Here is a 19828-nt window from a genome sequence, read left to right on the forward strand (position 1 = left end):
CGGCGGGCTATTCATCGCCCTCTGTGTCGGGTCCACCGCTGACGGAGTCCTGGTTGGGATTGATCGGCGGGGGTTGTAAAGCTTCCGGTACATCGAAACTTACCGCCGTGCGGTTGTAATAACTGCGCAGCATGGCGATCGCCGCGGGCGAGAAGGGGTTGCCGCTGAGGTCGAAGCCCTGGGCTCTGTCTGCATCCATTTCAAGGAGGTCGCTGGGCAGCTCGCTAATCTGGTTGTTGCGCAAGCTCACTTGATCAAGCGATGGCAGGTTGAATATTCCGTTCGGCACTTGCGTGAGGCCGGCTTCTTCGATCATCAAACCTGTCAGTCCCGACATTTTGCTGATGTCGGGCACGACGCCCAGCGGGTTATGACTCAGGTCCAGGTACTCAAGGTTTTGCAGGTCGCTCAGGGCGTCGGCGCTGGTGGTGGTCAAGCGAATATGGCTGTTTGCAAGGCTCAGTGACTTGAGTTTGGGTAGATTGAACACGGCGCCAGGAATGTCGTTCAAGGCATAGCGGTAGATCAGCAGGCTTTCCAGGTTGGGAAAGTGCTCGAGAAATCCCTGGGGAATCGACGTAGTTTCCTCTGCTCTCAATTCCAGCTTCGAAATGTGCTCGAAATCGATATTCAATGACGGTAGATCGCCTAGCGGCGCCAGCGTCACTTCCATTTCGTGGGAGGCGGCAGGCGGCTCTTGATCGGAGTCCAGAGCGGTTTCCCGTCGCCAAGCTGCTTCCAGCACTGTTTTGAGTTCGTCTCGCACCAACTGCTGCTGAGCCTGGGCTTGCTCGTCCAGTGGTGCCCTCGTACGCGGATGCTGCGCCGGCACACTCACTATCCATTCCTGCAAATCGGCTTGAAGACGCTCGTAGTCCGCTTTCAAGCGAACCAAGTGTGCCATTGAGTCGTCCAGGCCGCCGGGCAGCCTGAAAATGAAGTTATTCGCCTGGTCGACGTTGTACTTGGGGTAAAGCGCTTGCACCATAAGCCGCTGCGCGGGGTTGGCATCAGCACCAAAATGTTCGCCGGTTGCCTGGCAATAGGCTTTGATCCTCTGCAGCGTGGCGCGTGAGAACCCGTTGCCTGACAGGTTAAAGGCTTTGGCGGCATTGCCTGGCAGTTGGAAGATCAAATCAGGCAGCCGACTCAAATAGTTGTTGCTCAGATCGGCGCTGACTAGTTGGGGGCGATTGAGCAAGTTCTCGGGAAACAGGGAGATATGGGTTCCGCTCAGGTTCAGCGTCTGTAGTTCGGGCATGTGCCCGAGGTTGGGAGACCGTGACAGCTGATTGTTGTTGGACAGGTCCAGGCTTTTGAGTCCTGTGAATGGATCAAGGTCTGCGCGGTTTTGCAGGGTCAGGTTGCAGTTGCGCAGCGTCAGTCTGTCAAGGTGAGAAAGTGCGATGACCTCGGGAGGAATTGTGTTGAGGGCAACGTCGCTCAGATGCAACGTACGTAGGTTGGGGAAGTGGGTGAGGAAACCTGGCGCTCCCCGGGTAGTGGGGTAACCCTTTAGCGTCAAACTGGAAATGTGATCGAAGTTTGCATTGAGTACAGGCAGTTCGCCGTGAATGGGGTAGCCAAGGTTCAGTGTGCGTCCGATTGCGTGGTCAGTATCGATCGGCGTTTCATGGCGCCAGCCGCGGAGCAGTTCTTGTGTCCATATCCAGCGGTGCAGTTCCGCTTCGGCGACCGTGGAAGGGGGCAGCGGGGCATCGGTGTTGAGAGAGGCCTGCAAGAGGCTCGAGCGCCAGGCCATCAGATCGGTTTTCAGTCGTAAAAGCTCGTTTTTCAGGTAGCGAAGCGTCTGTAAGGGAGTGCTGGGATAGCTGTTCAAAATGTCCAGTGTCTGAGCCAGCTCTTGCGGGCTCAGGCCAGGGTACAGTTCGTGTAACAACGCCAACTCGGGGGTGCTGCCGGCCTCAGGCGGTGTGGCGGGGTAGCCTTCCATGCCGCCGGGCAGGCGCATCAGCCTGGGGTCGTAGGCAGGTTTGCGCACTGGATCCTGGGCCAACAACGCGCCGAGCGCTTCACGTGTCAGGGGGCGCTGGCTCAAGGTTTGCCGCAACAACGGACCCTGGCCGATATGAATGCCCAGCGCATCGCGCTGAGTGTCAGGCAGGGCCTGCAGGACGGCAGTGTAAAAATCCGTTTCGGCAAGCACCATGCCTTTTTCGTCTTCGGGGATGTACTCGCCTTCGATGGTACGCACCAGGGTGCGTTTGATCGGTGCTTCAGGAGCGCCGATTGCATCGTGCAGCTTGCCGGTTTGCTTGAAATCGCGCACTTCCAGGCGCACAGACGGCGACCAGCCCGGCAGGTTTTCCAGCGAGTGCAGGGCGAGGCGGTGGGTGTCGCTGTTTTCCAGAGCGGTCATGTACAACCCTTCATGCGCCCGGCTGATTCGAACGTGATGAGCGGCCCAGCGTGCTCGCTCAAGTACCGGCGCGGGTACCTTGCCTTGGTCGATGTCCAGCAACTGCTGGCCGGTGGAGCAGCGTAATACGTCTTCGGCGGCGCTCGTTGGCAGGCCGGGCGCGGCGTCGATGATGGTTTGCAGGCGTGCGTCAGCGGTTATCTCCAGCCCGCGATAACGCGAGTCGAACAGCGAGGCGCGGCTTTTCTGAGCTGCGCGTGCCAGTTGTTTGCGCAGTTTAGCGGTGCGTGCAGGCAGGGTGGGCGTGGGGCCGAACGGCTCTTCAAGCAAGGTTTTGCGTTCCGACTCGTTCAAGGTTTCCAGCACGATCGTCAGCAAATCGCCCTTGTTCATCTGGGCTTCGTGTATCTGTGCCACGGCGGCGTTTTTATGGCCTTTGTGCTCCCAGACGGTTTCACCTTTGGCGTTGAGAAACCGCAGGGTCTTGGATTCGGGCCATAGGCCCGTCTGGCTCAGCAGCCACAGTTGCGTTTGGGTATCAGCCTTCTGATACATCGCAGGGTCATCGCTGTTCATTTGGTCGATGAAAGTTTGCAGCTGCTCATCGATCCGGATGCGCTTGAGTGTGTCGGCCAACAGCGGCGGTGGCGGTTGGTGGTCCATGTACAGTTTGCGCAGGGCGTCATCATTGGTCTCGCTGATGCGACTGGCTCTTTCAAGACCCGCTTCGCTGATACCTTCGGCAGATGGGCCGAGCCGGCGCAGCAAGGTGGTGCGATTCCAGGTCAACGGGCGATCCACGGGTGTCAACCAGGCGCCCTTGCCATTGCTCAGTACGCGTGGGCGGTAGGCGTGGGGGCGCGTAGGGTGTTCAAGGCTAGCGTTGCCCGAGGGTTGTTTGATGGAGAAAAATTGCCCGTCCAGCGCCAGGATCTGCTTTTGTTGATGGGCATGTAATCCCTGCGGGCCGGGGCGCGACCCTGGAACCAGTTGAATGTCGTGGGCGTAGGGCGCCAGGTCGGGGTTCCACAGGCGGGTTTTACGGTCGGTGGTCACCGGAGTGAGTCTGTCAAAGAAGTCCCATAGCGCCTTCGGTAGCGTCTGTCGCAACAGGTTTTCGGCTATCGGTGCGCCGACCGCGAACATCCCCAGTTGGACCATTTGCTCAAGGATTGACATCAGGTGCCCGAATGCCTGGCGCTTGAGCCCTTCAGCCCAGTCGAGCACGCCTTCGAACACATCGTCGAGCAGTTGATAGGCGGTATAGCCGAGCATCAGTAAGCCCAGCGGCGGAACAAAGGGTGTTGCGATGAAGGCGGCGATTTCGAGAATGGCTTCACCGATTTTCTGCACAACCTCCCAGTGCCGCCAGCGAGCATTTCTGTCAGCGTCGGCGGTGGGAATGGCTGTTACGCGAGCATCGTTGAGCAACTTATCAAGCTTGTTCTCATACAGGTGCTCGTACAGGTCGTTGGTGATTTTCGTCGCATAGAATTGCAGGTTGGTTTTGGCCACGGGTTCGTCACGCCAGACAGGGCGGGGGTCGCCCGAAACATGCTCGTGCCAGACGACCTGTGATAAGCGGCTGTTGAGATCGGCAAAGAAGTAGCCACGCTGTTCATGCCTGACGAAACGGCTGAAAAACGCCTGATAGTCGGCGCTGCGCAGTTTGTTCGCCAGGTCCTGCATGAAGGCCTGACCGTTGGCGTAATACTTGAGCGGCGATTGCGGGTCGCCCGGAATATAGGCCACCATCGGGACGGCGCTGCGATTGGACTCCAGGTCGGCGGCGAACAGCACGATGCCGGTCAGGGGGGCGTTCATCAGGTTAAGGTCATGGCACAGCAACGGCCTGCCGTTCAGGTCGCCGATCAGGTTTTTGAGAAAGCTGCGAAGTGCATTGAACGCTTGGGGCGATACATCTTTTTTCAGCTGCGCCATATGCAAGCTGGCTTGGGCGTCGGCTTTCAGGCTGTTGATGACCTTTTGGCGCAGTTGAGCCTTGATCGCCGCGTCATTGAAGCCCAAAAGGTTCTTGAGGTAGCGCTGGTATTGCTTGCCGACATCCAGCGTGCGGCATAACCCAATGAATTGCGCGATGCTGATTTTCTCGCGTAATTGGGGCAGCGTGTTGAATTGCCCGGTGGCGGAGGGCTGAGTAATGAATGTCGACTCTGGGGCATATGCCGTCGGCTTGCTTTCGCCCGCATCAAAGTTGTGCAATGCCGCCTCCACCAGTGAAACGGTCCAGGTTTTGGCGCCAGTTTCTATGGGAAGCAGCGGTGTGGTCTGTGGGATATACAAGCGCAGGTAAATAGCGCTGACGTCGCAGTCGGCGTCGAACTGCTGCTTGAGTGCCTGCTGCAGCAAGGGGGCGGCAAATGCCTGCGGGGATTGGAGCGTGGATAGGGCGCTGTCGACTTGGTTTTGTGCCTTCCAACTGTTCTCCAGGGCCTTCTTGGCAGGAGCTTGCTGGGTGCGGTTGGCATCGCCATACCAATCGGCGAATTCAATTGGGCTGTTTTTCAGGGCCTGACGCCGGGCACTTGAGGCGTTCCCTAGCCATTTCGGTAGGCGGGGGTTGACCTCGGCGGGCACTACGGCTGCGACTTGTGCGAGGTGTTGGGAGAGCGAGGTCTGAGTTGGGGTGGGCATGGGCTGGATCTTCATTGAGTTGAGGCAGCGACATCACACCAACTTTGATGCAGGGCGGGAGCATATATAGTGATGCCCGCAAAGAAACCTGCAGATCTTGCGCTTGCCTCCCTTGCTTATCAGGCCGTGCTGCCCGGAACTCAGGTAGGCGCGATTAGATCGTCAGGGCGCGCCAACCCTTTCGCTGCATGATCCTGACGTAAACCTGCCGCAGCGTTTAAACTGCGCCATTGCGACGCTATTTGTCGCATTGGCGTAAACCCGCGAAAAACACGGGTTGGCGCTATAAGAAGTTGTCGCTTGGCGACAAGGCCCCACTGAAAACTGTCCTTACAATCCCTGCATCGCCCGCCAGTTCCAGGCAGGCGTTCCTCTTCAGGAGACTCCGATGTCCGTTGAGCAAGCCCCGGTGCAACGTGCCGATTTCGACCAGGTGATGGTGCCCAACTACGCACCTGCTGCCTTTATTCCTGTGCGTGGCCAAGGTTCGCGCGTGTGGGACCAGGCCGGTCGAGAGCTGATCGACTTTGCCGGCGGCATCGCGGTTAACGTTCTGGGCCACGCCCATCCGGCACTGGTCGGTGCCTTGACCGAACAGGCCAACAAACTCTGGCACGTCTCCAACGTGTTCACCAATGAGCCGGCGCTGCGCCTGGCCCACAAGCTGATCGACGCCACCTTTGCCGAGCGCGTGTTCTTCTGCAACTCCGGCGCCGAAGCCAACGAGGCCGCCTTCAAGCTGGCCCGTCGCGTGGCGTTCGACCGTTTTGGCAGCGAGAAGTACGAGATCATCGCCGCGCTGAACAGCTTCCATGGCCGTACCCTGTTCACCGTCAACGTCGGTGGCCAGTCGAAGTACTCCGATGGTTTCGGGCCTAAAATCACCGGCATCACCCACGTTCCTTATAACGACCTGGCTGCGCTGAAAGCGGCGGTCACCGATAAGACCTGCGCCGTGGTTCTGGAACCGATCCAGGGCGAAGGCGGCGTACTGCCAGCCGAACTGGCTTACCTGCAAGGCGCCCGCGAACTGTGCGACACCCACGATGCGCTGCTGGTATTCGACGAAGTGCAAACCGGCATGGGCCGCAGCGGCCACCTGTTTGCCTACCAGCATTACGGCGTGACGCCGGACATCCTCACCAGCGCCAAGAGCCTGGGCGGCGGCTTCCCGATTGCGGCGATGCTGACCCGTGAAGACCTGGCCAAGCACTTGGTGGTCGGCACCCACGGCACCACCTACGGCGGCAACCCGCTGGCGTGCGCGGTAGCGGAAGCGGTGATCGACGTGATCAACACCCCAGAAGTGCTGGCGGGTGTGAATGCCAAGCACGACCTGTTCAAGGCGCGCCTGGAGCAGATCGGCAAGCAGTACGGCATCTTCACCCAAGTGCGTGGCATGGGCTTGTTGATCGGTTGCGTACTCAGCGATGCCTTCAAAGGCAAGGCCAAGGACGTGTTCAACGCGGCCGAGAAAGAAAACCTGATGATCCTGCAAGCCGGCCCCGACGTGGTGCGTTTTGCACCGAGCCTGGTGGTGGAAGAGGCGGACATCAATGAAGGCCTGAATCGTTTTGAGCGTGCTGTGAAGACGTTGACGCAAGCCTGATAGCGACACATTTTATTGGCCGGACCTGAACACATGTGGGAGCTGGCTTGCCTGCGATAGCATCACCTCGGTGCCGTTGATATACCGAGTTGCCTGTATCGCAGGCAAGCCAGCTCCCACATGGATCTGCTGACACATTGAGACCGATGTGTATCCAGGGCCTGTGTCCGGCATTTTTTCCTCTGTGAGTTTTCGAGTTAAGGAGTGACACCATGCTGGTGATGCGCCCCGCGCAAATGGCTGATCTGGGCGAGGTACAGCGTCTGGCTGCGGACAGCCCGATTGGTGTCACCTCCTTGCCGGATGATGTGGAACGCCTGAGCGACAAGATCGCGGCCAGCGAAGCTTCTTTCGCGGCCGAGGTGAGTTTCAACGGTGAAGAGAGCTATTTCTTCGTGCTGGAAGACACCGAGACCGGCAAGCTCGCCGGCTGCTCGGCCATCGTGGCCTCGGCCGGTTACTCCGAGCCGTTCTATAGCTTTCGTAACGAGACCTTCGTGCACGCCTCCCGCGAGCTGAAGATCCACAACAAGATCCACGTGCTTTCCCAGTGCCACGACCTTACCGGCAACAGCCTGCTCACCAGTTTCTACGTGAAGCCTGCGCTGGTCGGTTCGCCGTGGTCGGAACTCAATTCCCGTGGCCGACTGCTGTTTGTCGCCAGCCATCCCGAGCGTTTTGCCGACTCGGTGGTGACCGAGATTGTCGGCTACAGCGACGAGAACGGTGACTCGCCGTTCTGGGATGCCATTGGCCGCAACTTCTTCGACCTCAACTACGCCGCCGCCGAGCGCCTGTGCGGGCTGAAAAGCCGTACCTTCCTCGCCGAGCTGATGCCGCACTACCCGATCTACGTGCCGCTGCTGCCGGACGAAGCGCAAGAAGCCATGGGCCAGGTGCACCCGCGTGCGCAAATCACCTTCGACATCCTCATGCGTGAAGGTTTCGAAACTGACCATTACATCGACATCTTCGACGGTGGCCCGACGCTGCACGCCCGGGTGTCGGGCATTCGCTCGATTGCCCAGAGCCGCGTGGTGCCAGTGAAAATCGGTGAGATGGTCAAGGGCGTCGGTCGCCAATACCTGGTGAGCAACGCGCAGTTGCAGGATTACCGCGCGGTGATGCTGGAGCTGGACTACGCGCCCGGCAAACCAGTGACCCTGGACCTGGCGGCAGCCGAAGCGCTGGGTGTTGGCGAAGGCGCCAGTGTGCGCCTGGTTGCGGTTTAAAAAGAGAGTTTCGCGGGTGGCTGACAACAGCGGCCCGTTCGAGGAGATAGCATGATCGTTCGTCCCGTACGCAGCAGCGATTTACCGGCCCTGATAGACCTGGCGCGCAGCACTGGCACCGGCCTCACCACCTTGCCGGCCAACGAAGAGCGCCTGACCCACCGGGTGGGCTGGGCGGAAAAAACCTTTCGCGGCGAAGCCGGGCGCGGCGATGCCGACTACCTGTTCGTGCTGGAAAACGACGAAGGCCGCGTGGTGGGTATTTCTGCCATTGCCGGTGCCGTGGGCCTGCGTGAGCCCTGGTACAACTTCCGGGTCGGGCTGACCGTCAGCGCCTCCCAGGAGCTGAATATCTACCGCGAGATTCCGACGCTGTTTTTGGCCAACGACCTCACCGGCAATTCCGAATTGTGCTCGTTGTTTTTGCACGCCGATTACCGCAACGGGCTTAACGGGCGCATGTTGGCCAAGGCGCGCATGTTGTTTATCGCCGAATTCCCGCAGTTGTTCGGCAACAAGATCATTGCCGAGATGCGTGGCGTATCCAACGACGCCGGGCGTTCGCCGTTCTGGGAAAGCCTGGGCCGCCACTTCTTCAAGATGGAGTTCAGCCAGGCCGACTACCTGACCGGTGTGGGCAACAAGGCGTTTATCGCCGAGCTGATGCCGAAGTTTCCGCTGTACAGCTGCTTCCTGTCCGAGGATGCGCGCAATGTGATCGGCAAGGTCCATCCGGACACCGAGCCGGCCTTGAGCATGCTCAAGAGCGAAGGCTTCAGCTACCAGGGCTACGTGGATATTTTCGACGCCGGCCCGGCGGTGGAATGTGAAACCAGCAAGATCCGTGCGGTGCGCGACAGCCAGTCACTGGTGTTGGCCATCGGCACGCCGGGGGACGATGCCACGCCGTTCCTGATCCATAACCGCAAGCGCGAGGAATGCCGTATCACCGCCGCTCCGGCCCGTCTGGCGGCAGGTACGCTGGTGGTCGATCCACAGACCGCCAAGCGCCTGCAATTGGTGGTGGGTGATCAAGTACGTGCTGTTGCGTTGTCTGCTGCTCGGGAGTCCAAATAATGAATTCGCTGTATATCGCAGGTAGCTGGCTGGCTGGCCAGGGTGAGCTGTTTGAATCGCGCAACCCGGTGACTCAGCAAGTGCTGTGGGCTGGCAATGGTGCCAGTGCTGAACAGGTCGAATCCGCCGTGCAGGCTGCGCGTCAGGCATTCCCGGCATGGGCCAAGCGCCCGCTCGAAGAACGCATCAGCGTGCTGGAAACCTTCGCCGCCACGCTTAAAAGCCGTGCCGATGAAATCGCCCGCTGCATTGGCGAAGAAACCGGCAAGCCACTGTGGGAGTCGGCCACTGAAGTCACCAGCATGGCCAACAAGATTGCGATCTCGGTGCAAAGCTACCGCGAGCGTACCGGCGAGAAGAGCGGCCCCCTGGGCGACGCCACCGCTGTGTTGCGCCATAAACCCCACGGTGTGGTGGCGGTGTTCGGCCCTTACAACTTCCCTGGGCACTTGCCCAATGGGCACATCGTCCCGGCGTTGCTGGCGGGCAATACCGTGCTGTTCAAACCGAGCGAGCTGACCCCCAAGGTCGCCGAGCTGACCGTACAGTGCTGGATCGAAGCCGGTTTGCCGGCGGGCGTGCTGAACCTGCTGCAAGGCGCGCGGGAAACCGGCATCGCCCTGGCGGCCAACCCAGGCATCGACGGCCTGTTCTTTACCGGCTCCAGCCGCACCGGCAACCACTTGCACCAGCAATTCTCAGGGCGCCCCGACAAGATCCTTGCCCTGGAAATGGGCGGTAATAACCCGCTGGTCGTGGACGAAGTCGCCGACGTGGATGCGGCGGTGTACACCATCATCCAGTCGGCGTTTATCTCGGCGGGCCAGCGTTGCACGTGCGCGCGCCGCTTGCTGGTGCCGCAAGGTGCCTGGGGCGATGCCTTGCTGGCGCGCTTGGTGGCGGTGAGTGCGAGCATTGAAGTGGGCGCTTTCGACCAGCAACCGGCGCCGTTCATGGGGTCGGTGATCTCCCTGGCTGCGGCCAAAGCCTTGATGCAAGCCCAGGAACTGATGTTGGCCAATGGCGCCGTGGCACTGCTGGAGATGACCCAGCCTCAGGCTCAGGCCGCTTTGTTGACCCCTGGAATCATCGACGTAACCGGGGTGACGGAACGTGAAGACGAAGAGCTGTTCGGCCCGCTGCTGCAGGTGATCCGCTATGCGGATTTTGCCGGTGCCATCGCTGAGGCCAACAACACCCAGTACGGCCTGGCCGCTGGCCTGTTGTCGGACTCCGAAGCGCGTTACCAGCAGTTCTGGCTGGAAAGCCGCGCCGGTATCGTCAACTGGAACAAGCAGTTGACCGGCGCTGCCAGTACCGCGCCGTTCGGTGGTGTCGGGGCGTCGGGCAATCATCGCGCCAGTGCCTATTACGCGGCGGATTATTGCGCGTACCCGGTGGCGTCGTTGGAAACGCCAAGCCTGATAGTCCCGGCAACGCTCACGCCAGGTATAACGCTGATCTAAATGTGGGAGCGGGCTTGCTCGCGAATGCGGTGTTTCATTCAACATTTGAAGTGACTGAACCACCGCTTTTGCGAGCAAGCCCGCTCCCACAATGGATCTGTGGTGTATTCAAGTGATTTGATGCCTATAAAAACAGATGTTTGTGGAGCCTCGCCGATGAAATCCTATGAAGTCAATTTTGACGGTCTAGTGGGGCCGACCCATAACTACGGCGGCTTGTCCTTCGGCAACGTCGCGTCCCAAAGCAACAGCCAGCAGTCTTCCAACCCGAAGGAAGCGGCGTTGCAGGGCCTGCAGAAAATGAAAGCCCTGATGGACATGGGCTTTGTGCAAGGTGTATTGGCGCCCCAGGAGCGCCCGGATGTAGCCGCCTTGCGCAGCTTGGGTTTCAGCGGCACCGACGCTCAGGTGATCGAGCAGGCTGCCAGGCAGGCCATGCCTTTGCTGGTAGCGAGCTGCTCGGCATCCAGCATGTGGGTAGCCAACGCCGCCACCGTCAGCCCAAGCGCCGACACCGCAGACGGTCGTGTGCATTTCACCGCTGCCAACCTCAATTGCAAATACCACCGCAGCATCGAGCACCCCACCACCAGCCGAGTGCTGGGGGCGATGTTCGCCGATGGCAAGCATTTCGCTCACCACGCCGCCTTGCCGGCCGTGGCGCAGTTTGGCGATGAAGGCGCGGCCAACCACACGCGTTTCTGTCGTGAGTACGGCGAGGCGGGCGTCGAGTTTTTCGTCTTCGGCCGAAGTGCTTTCGACCCCCGTTACCCGGCCCCGCAGAAGTACCCGGCGCGCCAGACCCTCGAAGCCTCCCAGGCCGTTGCGCGCCTGCATGGCTTGAAGGAGCACGGCGTGGTCTACGCCCAGCAGAACCCTGCGGTGATCGATGCCGGTGTGTTCCACAACGATGTGATCGCGGTGGGCAACGGCGAGGTGCTGTTCTATCACGAGGATGCGTTCCTCAACACCGAACAGGTGCTCGCCGAACTACACGGCAAGTTGAGCAAGCTGGGCGGCAACTTCCAGTCGGTGTGTGTGCCCCGCGCGTTGGTCAGTGTCGAGGACGCGGTGCGTTCCTACCTGTTCAACAGCCAGTTGCTGACTCGTCCTGACGGTTCGATGCTGCTGATCGTGCCGGAAGAGTGCCGCGCCAATGAGCGCGTGTGGCAGTACCTGCAAGGCTTGACCGCTTCCGGCGGGCTGATCCGCGAAGTCAAGGTCTTCGACCTCAAGCAAAGCATGCAGAATGGCGGTGGGCCGGCGTGCCTGCGCCTGCGCGTGGCGTTGAACGAAACCGAGCTGGCGGCCGTGAACCCAGGGGTTATCATGACCGCGCCGTTGTACGAAACCCTGACCCATTGGGTGGGCAAGCACTACCGCGACAGCCTGCGCGAAACCGACCTGGCTGACCCGCAGTTGCTGCTTGAGTGCCGGACGGCACTGGATGAACTGACGCAAATCCTTAAACTGGGCTCGGTTTATCCTTTCCAGATCAATTAATGCCACACGGCTGAGATATTTTATTTATGACCGACACCCTGAAACTCATCCTTGAAGACACCGACGGCACCCAGCTGGAAACCTCCTGCACCCGCGTCGCCGTGGTCTGGCAGGGCAAGGAGATCTGGATCCAGCACGATGGCCGCGGCCAACTGCTGATTGGCGTAGACGTAGAGGAGGGCGACGCCGAGTACGCCAACCTGCTGATGCGCCCATTGGCCACCAACCTGATGAGCCTGCAGCTGGAAATGGAACCGGCCGACGTTGAAGGTGACGACGATCACGTCCATGGCCCAGGCTGCAACCACTAAGGAAGCTGCTTATGCTCGCCCTCGGCAAACTGCTTGAACTGACCCTCGCCGGTCGTGAACCGGCGCAAAAAATTCAACTGACTGTCGACGGCGTGCAGATGCGCTGGCTCAGCGAAGGCGCGCTTGAAGTGCGTCCTCCTGAAGCTCTGGACAACGGCAGCGACTTGCTGCTGTCGTCCGGCATCCATGGCAACGAAACCGCGCCGATCGAATTGCTCGACCGCCTGTTGCATGGCATTGCCCGCGGGGAGATCAAACCCCGAACCCGTATTCTGTTCCTGTTCGGTAATACCGAGGCCATGCGCCGCGGTGAGCGTTACCTCGAGCTGGACGTCAACCGGCTGTTCAATGGCCGTCACGAACAAAACATCGGCCCCGAAGCCATGCGCGCCGCCGAGCTTGAGCAATTGGCCCGCAGCTTTTTCAGCCTGCCTGGCCGCTCGCGCCTGCATTACGACCTGCATACCGCGATTCGTGGTTCAAAAATCGAGCAGTTCGCGTTGTACCCGTGGAAGGAAGACCGACAGCATTCGCGCCGTGAGCTGGAGCGCTTGAACGCGGCCGGCATGCAGGCGGTGCTGCTGCAGAACAAAACCTCGATTACCTTCACCGCCTTTACCTACGAGCAACTCGGCGCCGAGGCTTTTACCCTGGAGTTGGGCAAGGCGCGCCCGTTCGGGCAGAACGACGGTGTGGACGTGTCGCGCCTGGAAGTGCGTCTGAAGCAGATCATCGAGGGCAACGAGCCTGAGACCGGCAACCTCGACGGCCTGAAGCTCTTCGCCGTTGCACGGGAAGTGATCAAGCACAGCGACGCCTTCCTGCTGCACCTGCCCGCAGATGTGGAAAACTTTTCGGAATTGGAAAAGGGCTACCTGCTGGCCGAAGACGTGGCCAAGACCCGCTGGGTGATCGAGGAGGAGGGCGCCCGCATCATCTTCCCCAACCCAAAGGTGAAGAACGGCTTGCGCGCCGGGATATTGATCGTGCCCACCACCGATGCCGGCCTGGCCTGAGAGCCAAGTCTGGCTCAGTCCAATGTGGGAGCTGGCTCGCCTGCGATAGCATCACCTGGGTATCACTGATCCACCCCAGGTGTCTGCTCGCAGGCAAGCCAGCTCCCACACTGGTTTGCGGTGAGGCTTGGATTTAGACCGCTACCGCACGCGGCTCGCTACGACGGATCGCCCGCACTTTGTGCAGTGTATCGGCGCAGGTACGCGCAGCTTCCTGACCCTTGTGCACGAAGTGCTCATAGAAGAACGTGGTGTGCTCGCTGCCGGCATGGAAGTGGTGCGGCGTCAGGGACACCGAGAACACCGGCACTTCAGTTTCCAACTGCACCTGCATCAGGCCGCTGACCACTGATTGCGCGACGAATTCGTGACGGTAGATGCCACCGTCCACCACCAGCGCGGCAGCGACGATCCCGGCGTAACGGCCGGTCTTGGCCAGCAATTTGGCGTGTAGGGGCATTTCAAAGGCGCCGCCGACTTCGAAGAAGTCGATGTCCGATTCCTGATAACCCTGGGCGATCATTTCGGCGAGGAAGCCTTTGCGCGATTGGTCGACAATATCCTTGTGCCAGCAGGCCTGGATAAACGCGACGCGCTCGCCGTGATGGTTTTTGCTTTTGCTGTCGATTGCGGTGGGTTGCATGTTCTGACTCCTGTTTAAGAAAAAAACAGGGCGTTATGAATCGAATGGGATTTAAGGGTACGCATGCGCAAACAGGCGCGCGGCCCTTAGGTGCCAATCCCGTTCTCTCTTCATCCGGACTATGACCGTCGGCCCCGGGATCACACCGGGTCTGCTGACCTTGTCGCCGTCCTGCCTGAGCAGTTCAAGGCGCCAAGCGCTCGCGGGCTATGCACATTGCGTGCAATTACCGCCGGTGGGGAATTGCACCCCGCCCTGAGAACGTTGCCGCCAGAACCCTGGCGGCGGAGAGTTTTTAACATGGTTTTTCGAAAACTGCACGGCTGCCGTCTCGATAACTTATATCGGTTTGATTGGTTGGTATTCGAATGAATGCAATAGGGGCTTGATATTCCGTGGCTTTGCCCGCAGTAATCACACACAAAAGGACTTATCCACTCCGTTAGAGGCCCCCTTCATGACCGTGATCGACCTGCGCAGCGACACAGTGACCCAACCTACCCCCGGCATGCTCGACGCAATGGCCAGCGCCGTCAGCGGCGATGATGTTTATGGTGAAGACCCCAGCGTCAACCGCTTGGAGGCCGAGTTGGCCAAGCGCCTGGGCTTTGCCGCGGCGCTGTTCGTACCCACCGGCACCATGAGCAACCTGCTGGCGTTGATGGCTCACTGTGAGCGCGGCGAGGAATACATCGTCGGCCAGCAGGCCCACACCTACAAATACGAAGGTGGCGGTGCGGCGGTGCTGGGGTCGATCCAGCCGCAGCCCCTGGAAGTGCAAGCTGATGGCTCCCTTGATCTGAACCAGGTGCTTGCAGCCATCAAGCCCGACGACTTCCACTTCGCGCGCACGCGCCTGCTGGCGCTGGAAAACACCATGCAGGGCAAAGTGCTGCCGCTGGATTATCTGGCCAAGGCCCGGGCATTTACCCACGAGCACGGCCTGGCCCTGCACCTGGATGGCGCCCGCCTTTACAACGCAGCAGTCAAGCTGGGGGTGGATGCGAGAGAAATCGCCCAGCACTTCGATTCGGTGTCGGTGTGCCTGTCCAAGGGCCTCGGCGCGCCGGTCGGTTCGGTGCTGTGTGGCTCGGCGGCGCTGATCGCCAAGGCTCGGCGCTTGCGCAAGATGGTCGGCGGCGGCATGCGCCAGGCCGGCTCACTGGCGGCGGCGGGGTTGTATGCTCTCGATCATCAGGTACAGCGCCTGGCTGACGACCATGCCAACGCGCAATGGCTGGGCGATGAGTTACGCAAGGCCGGCTACAGCGTCGAGCCGGTGCAGACCAATATGGTGTATGTGCAGGTAGGCGATCAGGCGCAGGCGCTGAAGGCCTTTGCGGCCGAGCGTGGGGTCAAGTTGAGTGCCGCGCCGCGCCTGCGCATGGTCACCCATCTGGACGTCAGCCGGGCGCAGATCGAGCAAGTGCTGCAGACATTCGTCGCGTTTTCGCAGAAATGACAGTGCAGGCCGTCTAATTGACTGTTTCTATCACATAAACACGCTGTACCACCGGCAAAGGGCCGATATAATGCGGCCCTTTGCCGTCGCTCCGTCTGATGATGTTGCGCACTGGCCTTTGGCCGCAGCCTCCGTGGAAGAACCTAATGAAAAGCGCAGAAATCCGTGAAGCCTTCCTTCGCTTCTTCGAAGAGCAAGGTCACACCCGTGTAGCCTCCAGCTCCTTGATCCCAGGCAATGACCCAACCCTGCTGTTCACTAACGCGGGGATGAACCAGTTCAAGGACTGCTTCCTGGGCCAGGAAAAGCGCGCCTACACCCGCGCTACCAGCAGCCAGAAGTGCGTACGCGCCGGCGGCAAGAACAGTGACCTGGAAAACGTCGGCTACACCGCTCGTCACCACACCTTTTTCGAGATGCTGGGTAACTTCAGCTTCGGCGACTATTTCAAGAAAGACGCGATCACGTTCGCCTGGACCTTCCTCACCGGCGTGCTGAAGCTGCCCAAGGAAAAGCTCTGGGTCACCGTGTACGCGACGGACGATGAAGCGTATGACATCTGGACCCAGGAAATCGGTGTACCTGCCGAGCGCATGATCCGTATCGGTGACAACAAAGGCGCGCCCTATGCGTCCGATAACTTCTGGACCATGGGTGATACCGGCCCGTGCGGCCCGTGCACCGAGATTTTCTACGATCACGGCGACGATATCTGGGGTGGCCCGCCAGGCTCGCCGGAAGAAGACGGCGACCGTTACATCGAGATCTGGAACAACGTGTTCATGCAGTTCAACCGCACCGCCGATGGCGTGTTGCATCCGCTGCCGGCACCGTCGGTGGACACCGGCATGGGCCTGGAGCGGATCAGTGCGGTGATGCAGCACGTTCACTCCAACTACGAAATCGACCTGTTCACCAACCTGCTGAGCGCCTCGGCGGCGGCCATTGGCTGCGCCAATGAAGGCCAGTCTTCGCTCAAGGTGGTGTCGGACCACATCCGTTCCTGCGGTTTTCTGATCGCCGACGGCGTGCTGCCGTCCAACGAAGGCCGTGGCTACGTGCTGCGTCGCATCATCCGTCGCGCGTGCCGCCACGGTAACAAGCTGGGCGCTACCGGCAGCTTCTTCTACAAGATCGTGGCCGCGCTGGTTGCCGAGATGGGCGATGCCTTCCCGGAACTCAAGCAACAGCAAAGCAACATCGAGCGGGTGCTCAAGGCTGAAGAGGAGCAATTCTCCAAGACCCTGGAGCATGGCCTGAAGATTCTGGAACAGGACCTGGCTGAGCTCAAAGGCACCGTGGTGCCGGGTGATGTGGTGTTCAAGTTGTACGACACCTATGGTTTCCCGATGGACCTGACTGCCGACATCGCCCGCGAGCGTGAGTTGACCGTCGACGAAGCCGGTTTCGAGCGTGAGATGGAAGCCCAGCGCGTGCGCGCACGTTCGGCCAGCTCCTTTGGCCTGGACTACAACACCCTGGTCAAGGTTGACGTACCGACCGAGTTCACCGGCTACAAGGCGACTGCGGGCTCGGCCAAGATCGTCGCCATCTATAAAGACGGCAAGTCGGTCGACGTGTTGAGCGAAGGTGAAGAGGCGGTTGTGGTGCTGGACCAGACGCCGTTCTATGCCGAGTCGGGTGGCCAGATTGGCGATTGCGGTTTCCTGAGCTCGACATCCGGTCGTTTTGATGTGCGCGACACCACCAAGACCGGCGGGGCTTTCCTGCATCACGGTGTGCTGGTGCTGGGCAACTTGACCGTGGGCGCACCGGTAGACACCCAGGTCGATGCCGACGTACGGCATGCCACCGCGTTGAACCACTCGGCTACTCACTTGCTGCATGCCGCACTGCGCCAGGTACTGGGCGAGCACGTGCAGCAAAAAGGTTCGTTGGTGGACAGCCAGCGCCTGCGTTTTGACTTCAGCCACTTTGAAGCGATCAAGCCTGAGCAGATCAAGGCCCTGGAAGACATCGTCAACGCCGAGATTCGCAAGAATACCCCGGTTGAAACCGAAGAAACCGATATCGAGACCGCCAGGAATAAAGGCGCCATGGCGCTGTTTGGCGAGAAGTACGGCGACGAAGTCCGCGTACTGAGCATGGGCGGCAGCTTCTCGGTAGAACTCTGTGGTGGCATCCACGCCAACCGCACCGGCGATATCGGCCTGCTGAAGATCATCAGCGAAGGTGGTGTGGCCTCGGGCGTACGTCGTATTGAAGCGGTAACCGGTGCTGCGGCCCTGGCTTACCTCAATGCAGCCGAAGAACAACTCAAGGAAGCGGCCGGCCTGGTCAAGGGCAGCCGCGACAACCTGATCGACAAGCTGTCCGCCGTGCTGGAGCGCAACCGTGCGCTTGAGAAACAGCTGGAGCAGTTGCAGGCCAAGGCGGCGAGCGCTGCGGGCGATGACCTGTCGGCCGCGGCGGTTGACGTCAAGGACGTAAAAGTCCTGGCTGCGCGCCTGGACGGCCAGGATGGCAAGGCGCTGTTGGCCTTGGTCGATCAGTTGAAGAACAAGCTCGGCCGCGCAGTGATCCTGCTCGGCAGTGTCCATGAGGATAAGGTCGTTCTGGTTGCTGGTGTAACCAAGGACCTGACTGGCCAACTCAAAGCCGGTGATTTGATGAAGCAAGCCGCTGCGACAGTGGGCGGCAAGGGCGGTGGTCGTCCGGACATGGCGCAAGGCGGTGGTGTCGATGCCGCAGCCCTGGACGCGGCGCTGGCCTTGACCGTGCCATTTGTCGAGGCAGGTATTTAAAGCACTGTTAACTGGTCCGTGGTCTAGTCACGGGCTTGTTCAGTGCGGGTGGATTGGAAATTAGGCGCCCCTTTACGGGCTGAGGCGGCTTGGAAATGGCTTTGATCGTACAGAAATTTGGAGGCACCTCGGTCGGTTCTGTCGAAAGAATCGAGCAGGTCGCCGACAAGGTTAAGAAGTTCCGCGATGCTGGCGATGACCTGGTAGTGGTGCTGTCGGCCATGAGTGGCGAGACCAATCGCCTGATCGATCTGGCCAAGGCCATCAGCGGTGATCAACAGCCGCTGCCGCGCGAGCTGGATGTGATCGTCTCCACGGGCGAGCAGGTAACCATTGCGCTGTTGGCAATGGCGCTGAACAAGCGTGGCGTGCCAGCGGTGTCCTACACTGGTAGCCAGGTGCGCATTCTTACAGACAGCGCACATACCAAGGCGCGGATCCTGCAGATTGATGATCAGAAAATTCGCACTGATCTCAAAGCAGGGCGCGTGGTAGTTGTAGCGGGTTTCCAGGGCGTAGATGAGCACGGCAACATCACCACGCTGGGTCGTGGCGGTTCGGACACCACCGGTGTGGCCCTGGCGGCAGCGCTCAAGGCTGACGAATGCCAGATCTATACCGATGTGGATGGCGTCTACACCACTGACCCACGCGTCGTGCCAGTGGCCCAGCGTCTTGACAAGATCACCTTTGAAGAAATGCTGGAAATGGCCAGCCTTGGTTCCAAGGTGTTGCAGATTCGCGCGGTGGAGTTCGCCGGCAAGTACAACGTTCCGCTGCGCGTATTGCACAGCTTCAAGGAGGGTCCGGGCACCCTCATTACTATTGATGAAGAGGAATCCATGGAACAGCCGATCATTTCCGGCATCGCTTTCAATCGCGATGAAGCCAAGCTGACGATCCGTGGCGTGCCAGACACCCCAGGCGTGGCTTTCAAGATTCTGGGGCCTGTCAGCGATGCGAATGTTGAAGTCGACATGATCGTGCAGAACGTTTCGCACGACAACACCACCGATTTCACCTTCACCGTGCACCGCAATGAATATGATGCAGCATTGAAAATCCTGCAGAACACTGCGAGCGAGATTGGCGCCCGTGAAGTGGTCGGCGATACCAAGATTGCCAAGGTGTCGATCGTCGGGGTGGGCATGCGTTCCCATGCTGGCGTTGCCAGCCGTATGTTCGGGGCTCTTGCCAAAGAAGGTATCAACATCCAGATGATTTCCACCTCGGAAATCAAAGTCTCGGTCGTCCTCGAAGAGAAGTACCTGGAGCTGGCTGTACGCGCGCTGCATACGGCTTTTGAGTTGGATGCTCCGGCCCGACAGGGCGAGTGATGCGTTGCCAGGAAGGCGCGGTTTACCGCGCCTTTCATTTTTTTGTGGGGTACATGGTCTTTTGCATGGGCTCGACAATACTTAGCGAGTAGGGCTACGACCTTTTGGTTGTAGGTCGAATGCTTTTTTTTTGCAGACTGTTGTTCCTGAACTGAAATGCGTGAGGTGAAAGGTATGCTGATTCTGACTCGTCGTTGCGCAGAAAGCCTGATTATCGGTGATGGCGAAATCACTGTGACCGTGCTCGGCGTCAAAGGCAATCAAGTACGTATTGGGGTTAACGCTCCGAAAGAGGTGGCGGTCCACCGCGAGGAAATCTACCTGCGGATCAAGAAAGAGAAGGACGAAGAACCAAGCCTTTAATTTTTATCG

At 59.8% G+C, this 19828-nt stretch carries 13 protein-coding genes and 1 riboswitch; of the genes, 11 read left to right on the forward strand and 2 right to left on the reverse strand.

The window, feature by feature from the left end; all coding sequences use genetic code 11:
- Positions 1–7: 7 nt before the first annotated feature.
- Entirely contained in the window at positions 8–5035 is a 5028-nt protein-coding gene (locus HU730_RS18990; protein WP_186527872.1) for a leucine-rich repeat domain-containing protein, read from the reverse strand.
- 388 nt (positions 5036–5423) lie between these two features.
- Between HU730_RS18990 and HU730_RS18995 the strand changes: the two genes are divergently transcribed.
- From HU730_RS18995 to astE, 7 genes are all read left to right on the forward strand, one after another.
- The gene (locus HU730_RS18995; RefSeq protein WP_186527871.1) at positions 5424–6644 is read left to right on the forward strand and encodes an aspartate aminotransferase family protein; all 1221 of its coding nucleotides are present in this window, start codon (positions 5424–5426) and stop codon (positions 6642–6644) included.
- A 212-nt stretch (positions 6645–6856) separates the two neighbouring features.
- On the forward strand, positions 6857–7876 hold the full coding sequence (gene aruF, locus HU730_RS19000) for an arginine/ornithine succinyltransferase subunit alpha (protein WP_015885475.1): 1020 nt from the start codon (positions 6857–6859) through the stop codon (positions 7874–7876).
- A gap of 51 nt (positions 7877–7927) precedes the next feature.
- Complete coding sequence (gene astA / locus HU730_RS19005; RefSeq protein WP_003193612.1) at positions 7928–8953, forward strand: arginine N-succinyltransferase; 1026 nt, start codon at positions 7928–7930, stop codon at positions 8951–8953.
- The gene (gene astD / locus HU730_RS19010) at positions 8950–10419 is read left to right on the forward strand and encodes a succinylglutamate-semialdehyde dehydrogenase (RefSeq protein WP_161793223.1); all 1470 of its coding nucleotides are present in this window, start codon (positions 8950–8952) and stop codon (positions 10417–10419) included. The genes astA and astD overlap by 4 nt, the downstream gene beginning before the upstream one ends.
- A gap of 156 nt (positions 10420–10575) precedes the next feature.
- Complete coding sequence (gene astB / locus HU730_RS19015) at positions 10576–11922, forward strand: N-succinylarginine dihydrolase (protein ID WP_186527870.1); 1347 nt, start codon at positions 10576–10578, stop codon at positions 11920–11922.
- Positions 11923–11948: 26 nt separating this feature from the next.
- Positions 11949–12233 carry a hypothetical protein gene (locus HU730_RS19020; RefSeq protein WP_054922326.1) on the forward strand — a complete coding sequence of 95 codons (285 nt, stop codon included), beginning with the start codon at positions 11949–11951 and terminating at the stop codon, positions 12231–12233.
- A gap of 11 nt (positions 12234–12244) precedes the next feature.
- Complete coding sequence (astE, locus tag HU730_RS19025) at positions 12245–13249, forward strand: succinylglutamate desuccinylase (RefSeq protein WP_034128465.1); 1005 nt, start codon at positions 12245–12247, stop codon at positions 13247–13249.
- Between the two features lie 133 nt (positions 13250–13382).
- On the opposite strand, the gene HU730_RS19030 is transcribed toward astE, so the two are convergent.
- Positions 13383–13892, reverse strand: coding sequence for a 6,7-dimethyl-8-ribityllumazine synthase (locus HU730_RS19030; RefSeq protein ID WP_003193604.1), 510 nt, complete (start codon positions 13890–13892; stop codon positions 13383–13385).
- Between the two features lie 97 nt (positions 13893–13989).
- A riboswitch (FMN riboswitch) is annotated at positions 13990–14159 on the reverse strand.
- A 190-nt stretch (positions 14160–14349) separates the two neighbouring features.
- Here HU730_RS19030 and ltaE point away from each other — a divergent pair.
- The 4 genes from ltaE to csrA all read left to right on the forward strand — a co-directional run bounded on the left by ltaE (position 14350) and on the right by csrA (position 19819).
- Positions 14350–15354: a low-specificity L-threonine aldolase gene (gene ltaE / locus HU730_RS19035; protein ID WP_034128464.1), complete on the forward strand. Its 1005-nt coding sequence runs from the start codon at positions 14350–14352 to the stop codon at positions 15352–15354.
- Between the two features lie 146 nt (positions 15355–15500).
- Positions 15501–18119, forward strand: coding sequence for an alanine--tRNA ligase (gene alaS, locus HU730_RS19040; protein ID WP_014719590.1), 2619 nt, complete (start codon positions 15501–15503; stop codon positions 18117–18119).
- A gap of 95 nt (positions 18120–18214) precedes the next feature.
- Complete coding sequence (locus tag HU730_RS19045) at positions 18215–19456, forward strand: aspartate kinase (RefSeq protein WP_003193595.1); 1242 nt, start codon at positions 18215–18217, stop codon at positions 19454–19456.
- A 174-nt stretch (positions 19457–19630) separates the two neighbouring features.
- Positions 19631–19819, forward strand: coding sequence for a carbon storage regulator CsrA (csrA, locus tag HU730_RS19050; protein WP_003175645.1), 189 nt, complete (start codon positions 19631–19633; stop codon positions 19817–19819).
- The last annotated feature ends 9 nt before the right edge of the window (positions 19820–19828 follow it).

This window comes from Pseudomonas sp. SWRI22, assembly GCF_014268395.2.
GTDB lineage: Bacteria > Pseudomonadota > Gammaproteobacteria > Pseudomonadales > Pseudomonadaceae > Aquipseudomonas > Aquipseudomonas paracarnis.

Bases quoted from the DNA above. Each gene is read 5' to 3' on its own strand.
- HU730_RS18990 (WP_186527872.1), bottom strand. From the start codon at position 5,035: ATGCCCACCCCAACTCAGACCTCGCTCTCCCAACACCTCGCACAAGTC.
- HU730_RS18995 (WP_186527871.1), top strand. From the start codon at position 5,424: ATGTCCGTTGAGCAAGCCCCGGTGCAACGTGCCGATTTCGACCAGGTG.
- aruF (WP_015885475.1), top strand. From the start codon at position 6,857: ATGCTGGTGATGCGCCCCGCGCAAATGGCTGATCTGGGCGAGGTACAG.
- astA (WP_003193612.1), top strand. From the start codon at position 7,928: ATGATCGTTCGTCCCGTACGCAGCAGCGATTTACCGGCCCTGATAGAC.
- astB (WP_186527870.1), top strand. From the start codon at position 10,576: ATGAAATCCTATGAAGTCAATTTTGACGGTCTAGTGGGGCCGACCCAT.
- HU730_RS19020 (WP_054922326.1), top strand. From the start codon at position 11,949: ATGACCGACACCCTGAAACTCATCCTTGAAGACACCGACGGCACCCAG.
- astE (WP_034128465.1), top strand. From the start codon at position 12,245: ATGCTCGCCCTCGGCAAACTGCTTGAACTGACCCTCGCCGGTCGTGAA.
- HU730_RS19030 (WP_003193604.1), bottom strand. From the start codon at position 13,892: ATGCAACCCACCGCAATCGACAGCAAAAGCAAAAACCATCACGGCGAG.
- ltaE (WP_034128464.1), top strand. From the start codon at position 14,350: ATGACCGTGATCGACCTGCGCAGCGACACAGTGACCCAACCTACCCCC.
- alaS (WP_014719590.1), top strand. From the start codon at position 15,501: ATGAAAAGCGCAGAAATCCGTGAAGCCTTCCTTCGCTTCTTCGAAGAG.
- HU730_RS19045 (WP_003193595.1), top strand. From the start codon at position 18,215: ATGGCTTTGATCGTACAGAAATTTGGAGGCACCTCGGTCGGTTCTGTC.
- csrA (WP_003175645.1), top strand. From the start codon at position 19,631: ATGCTGATTCTGACTCGTCGTTGCGCAGAAAGCCTGATTATCGGTGAT.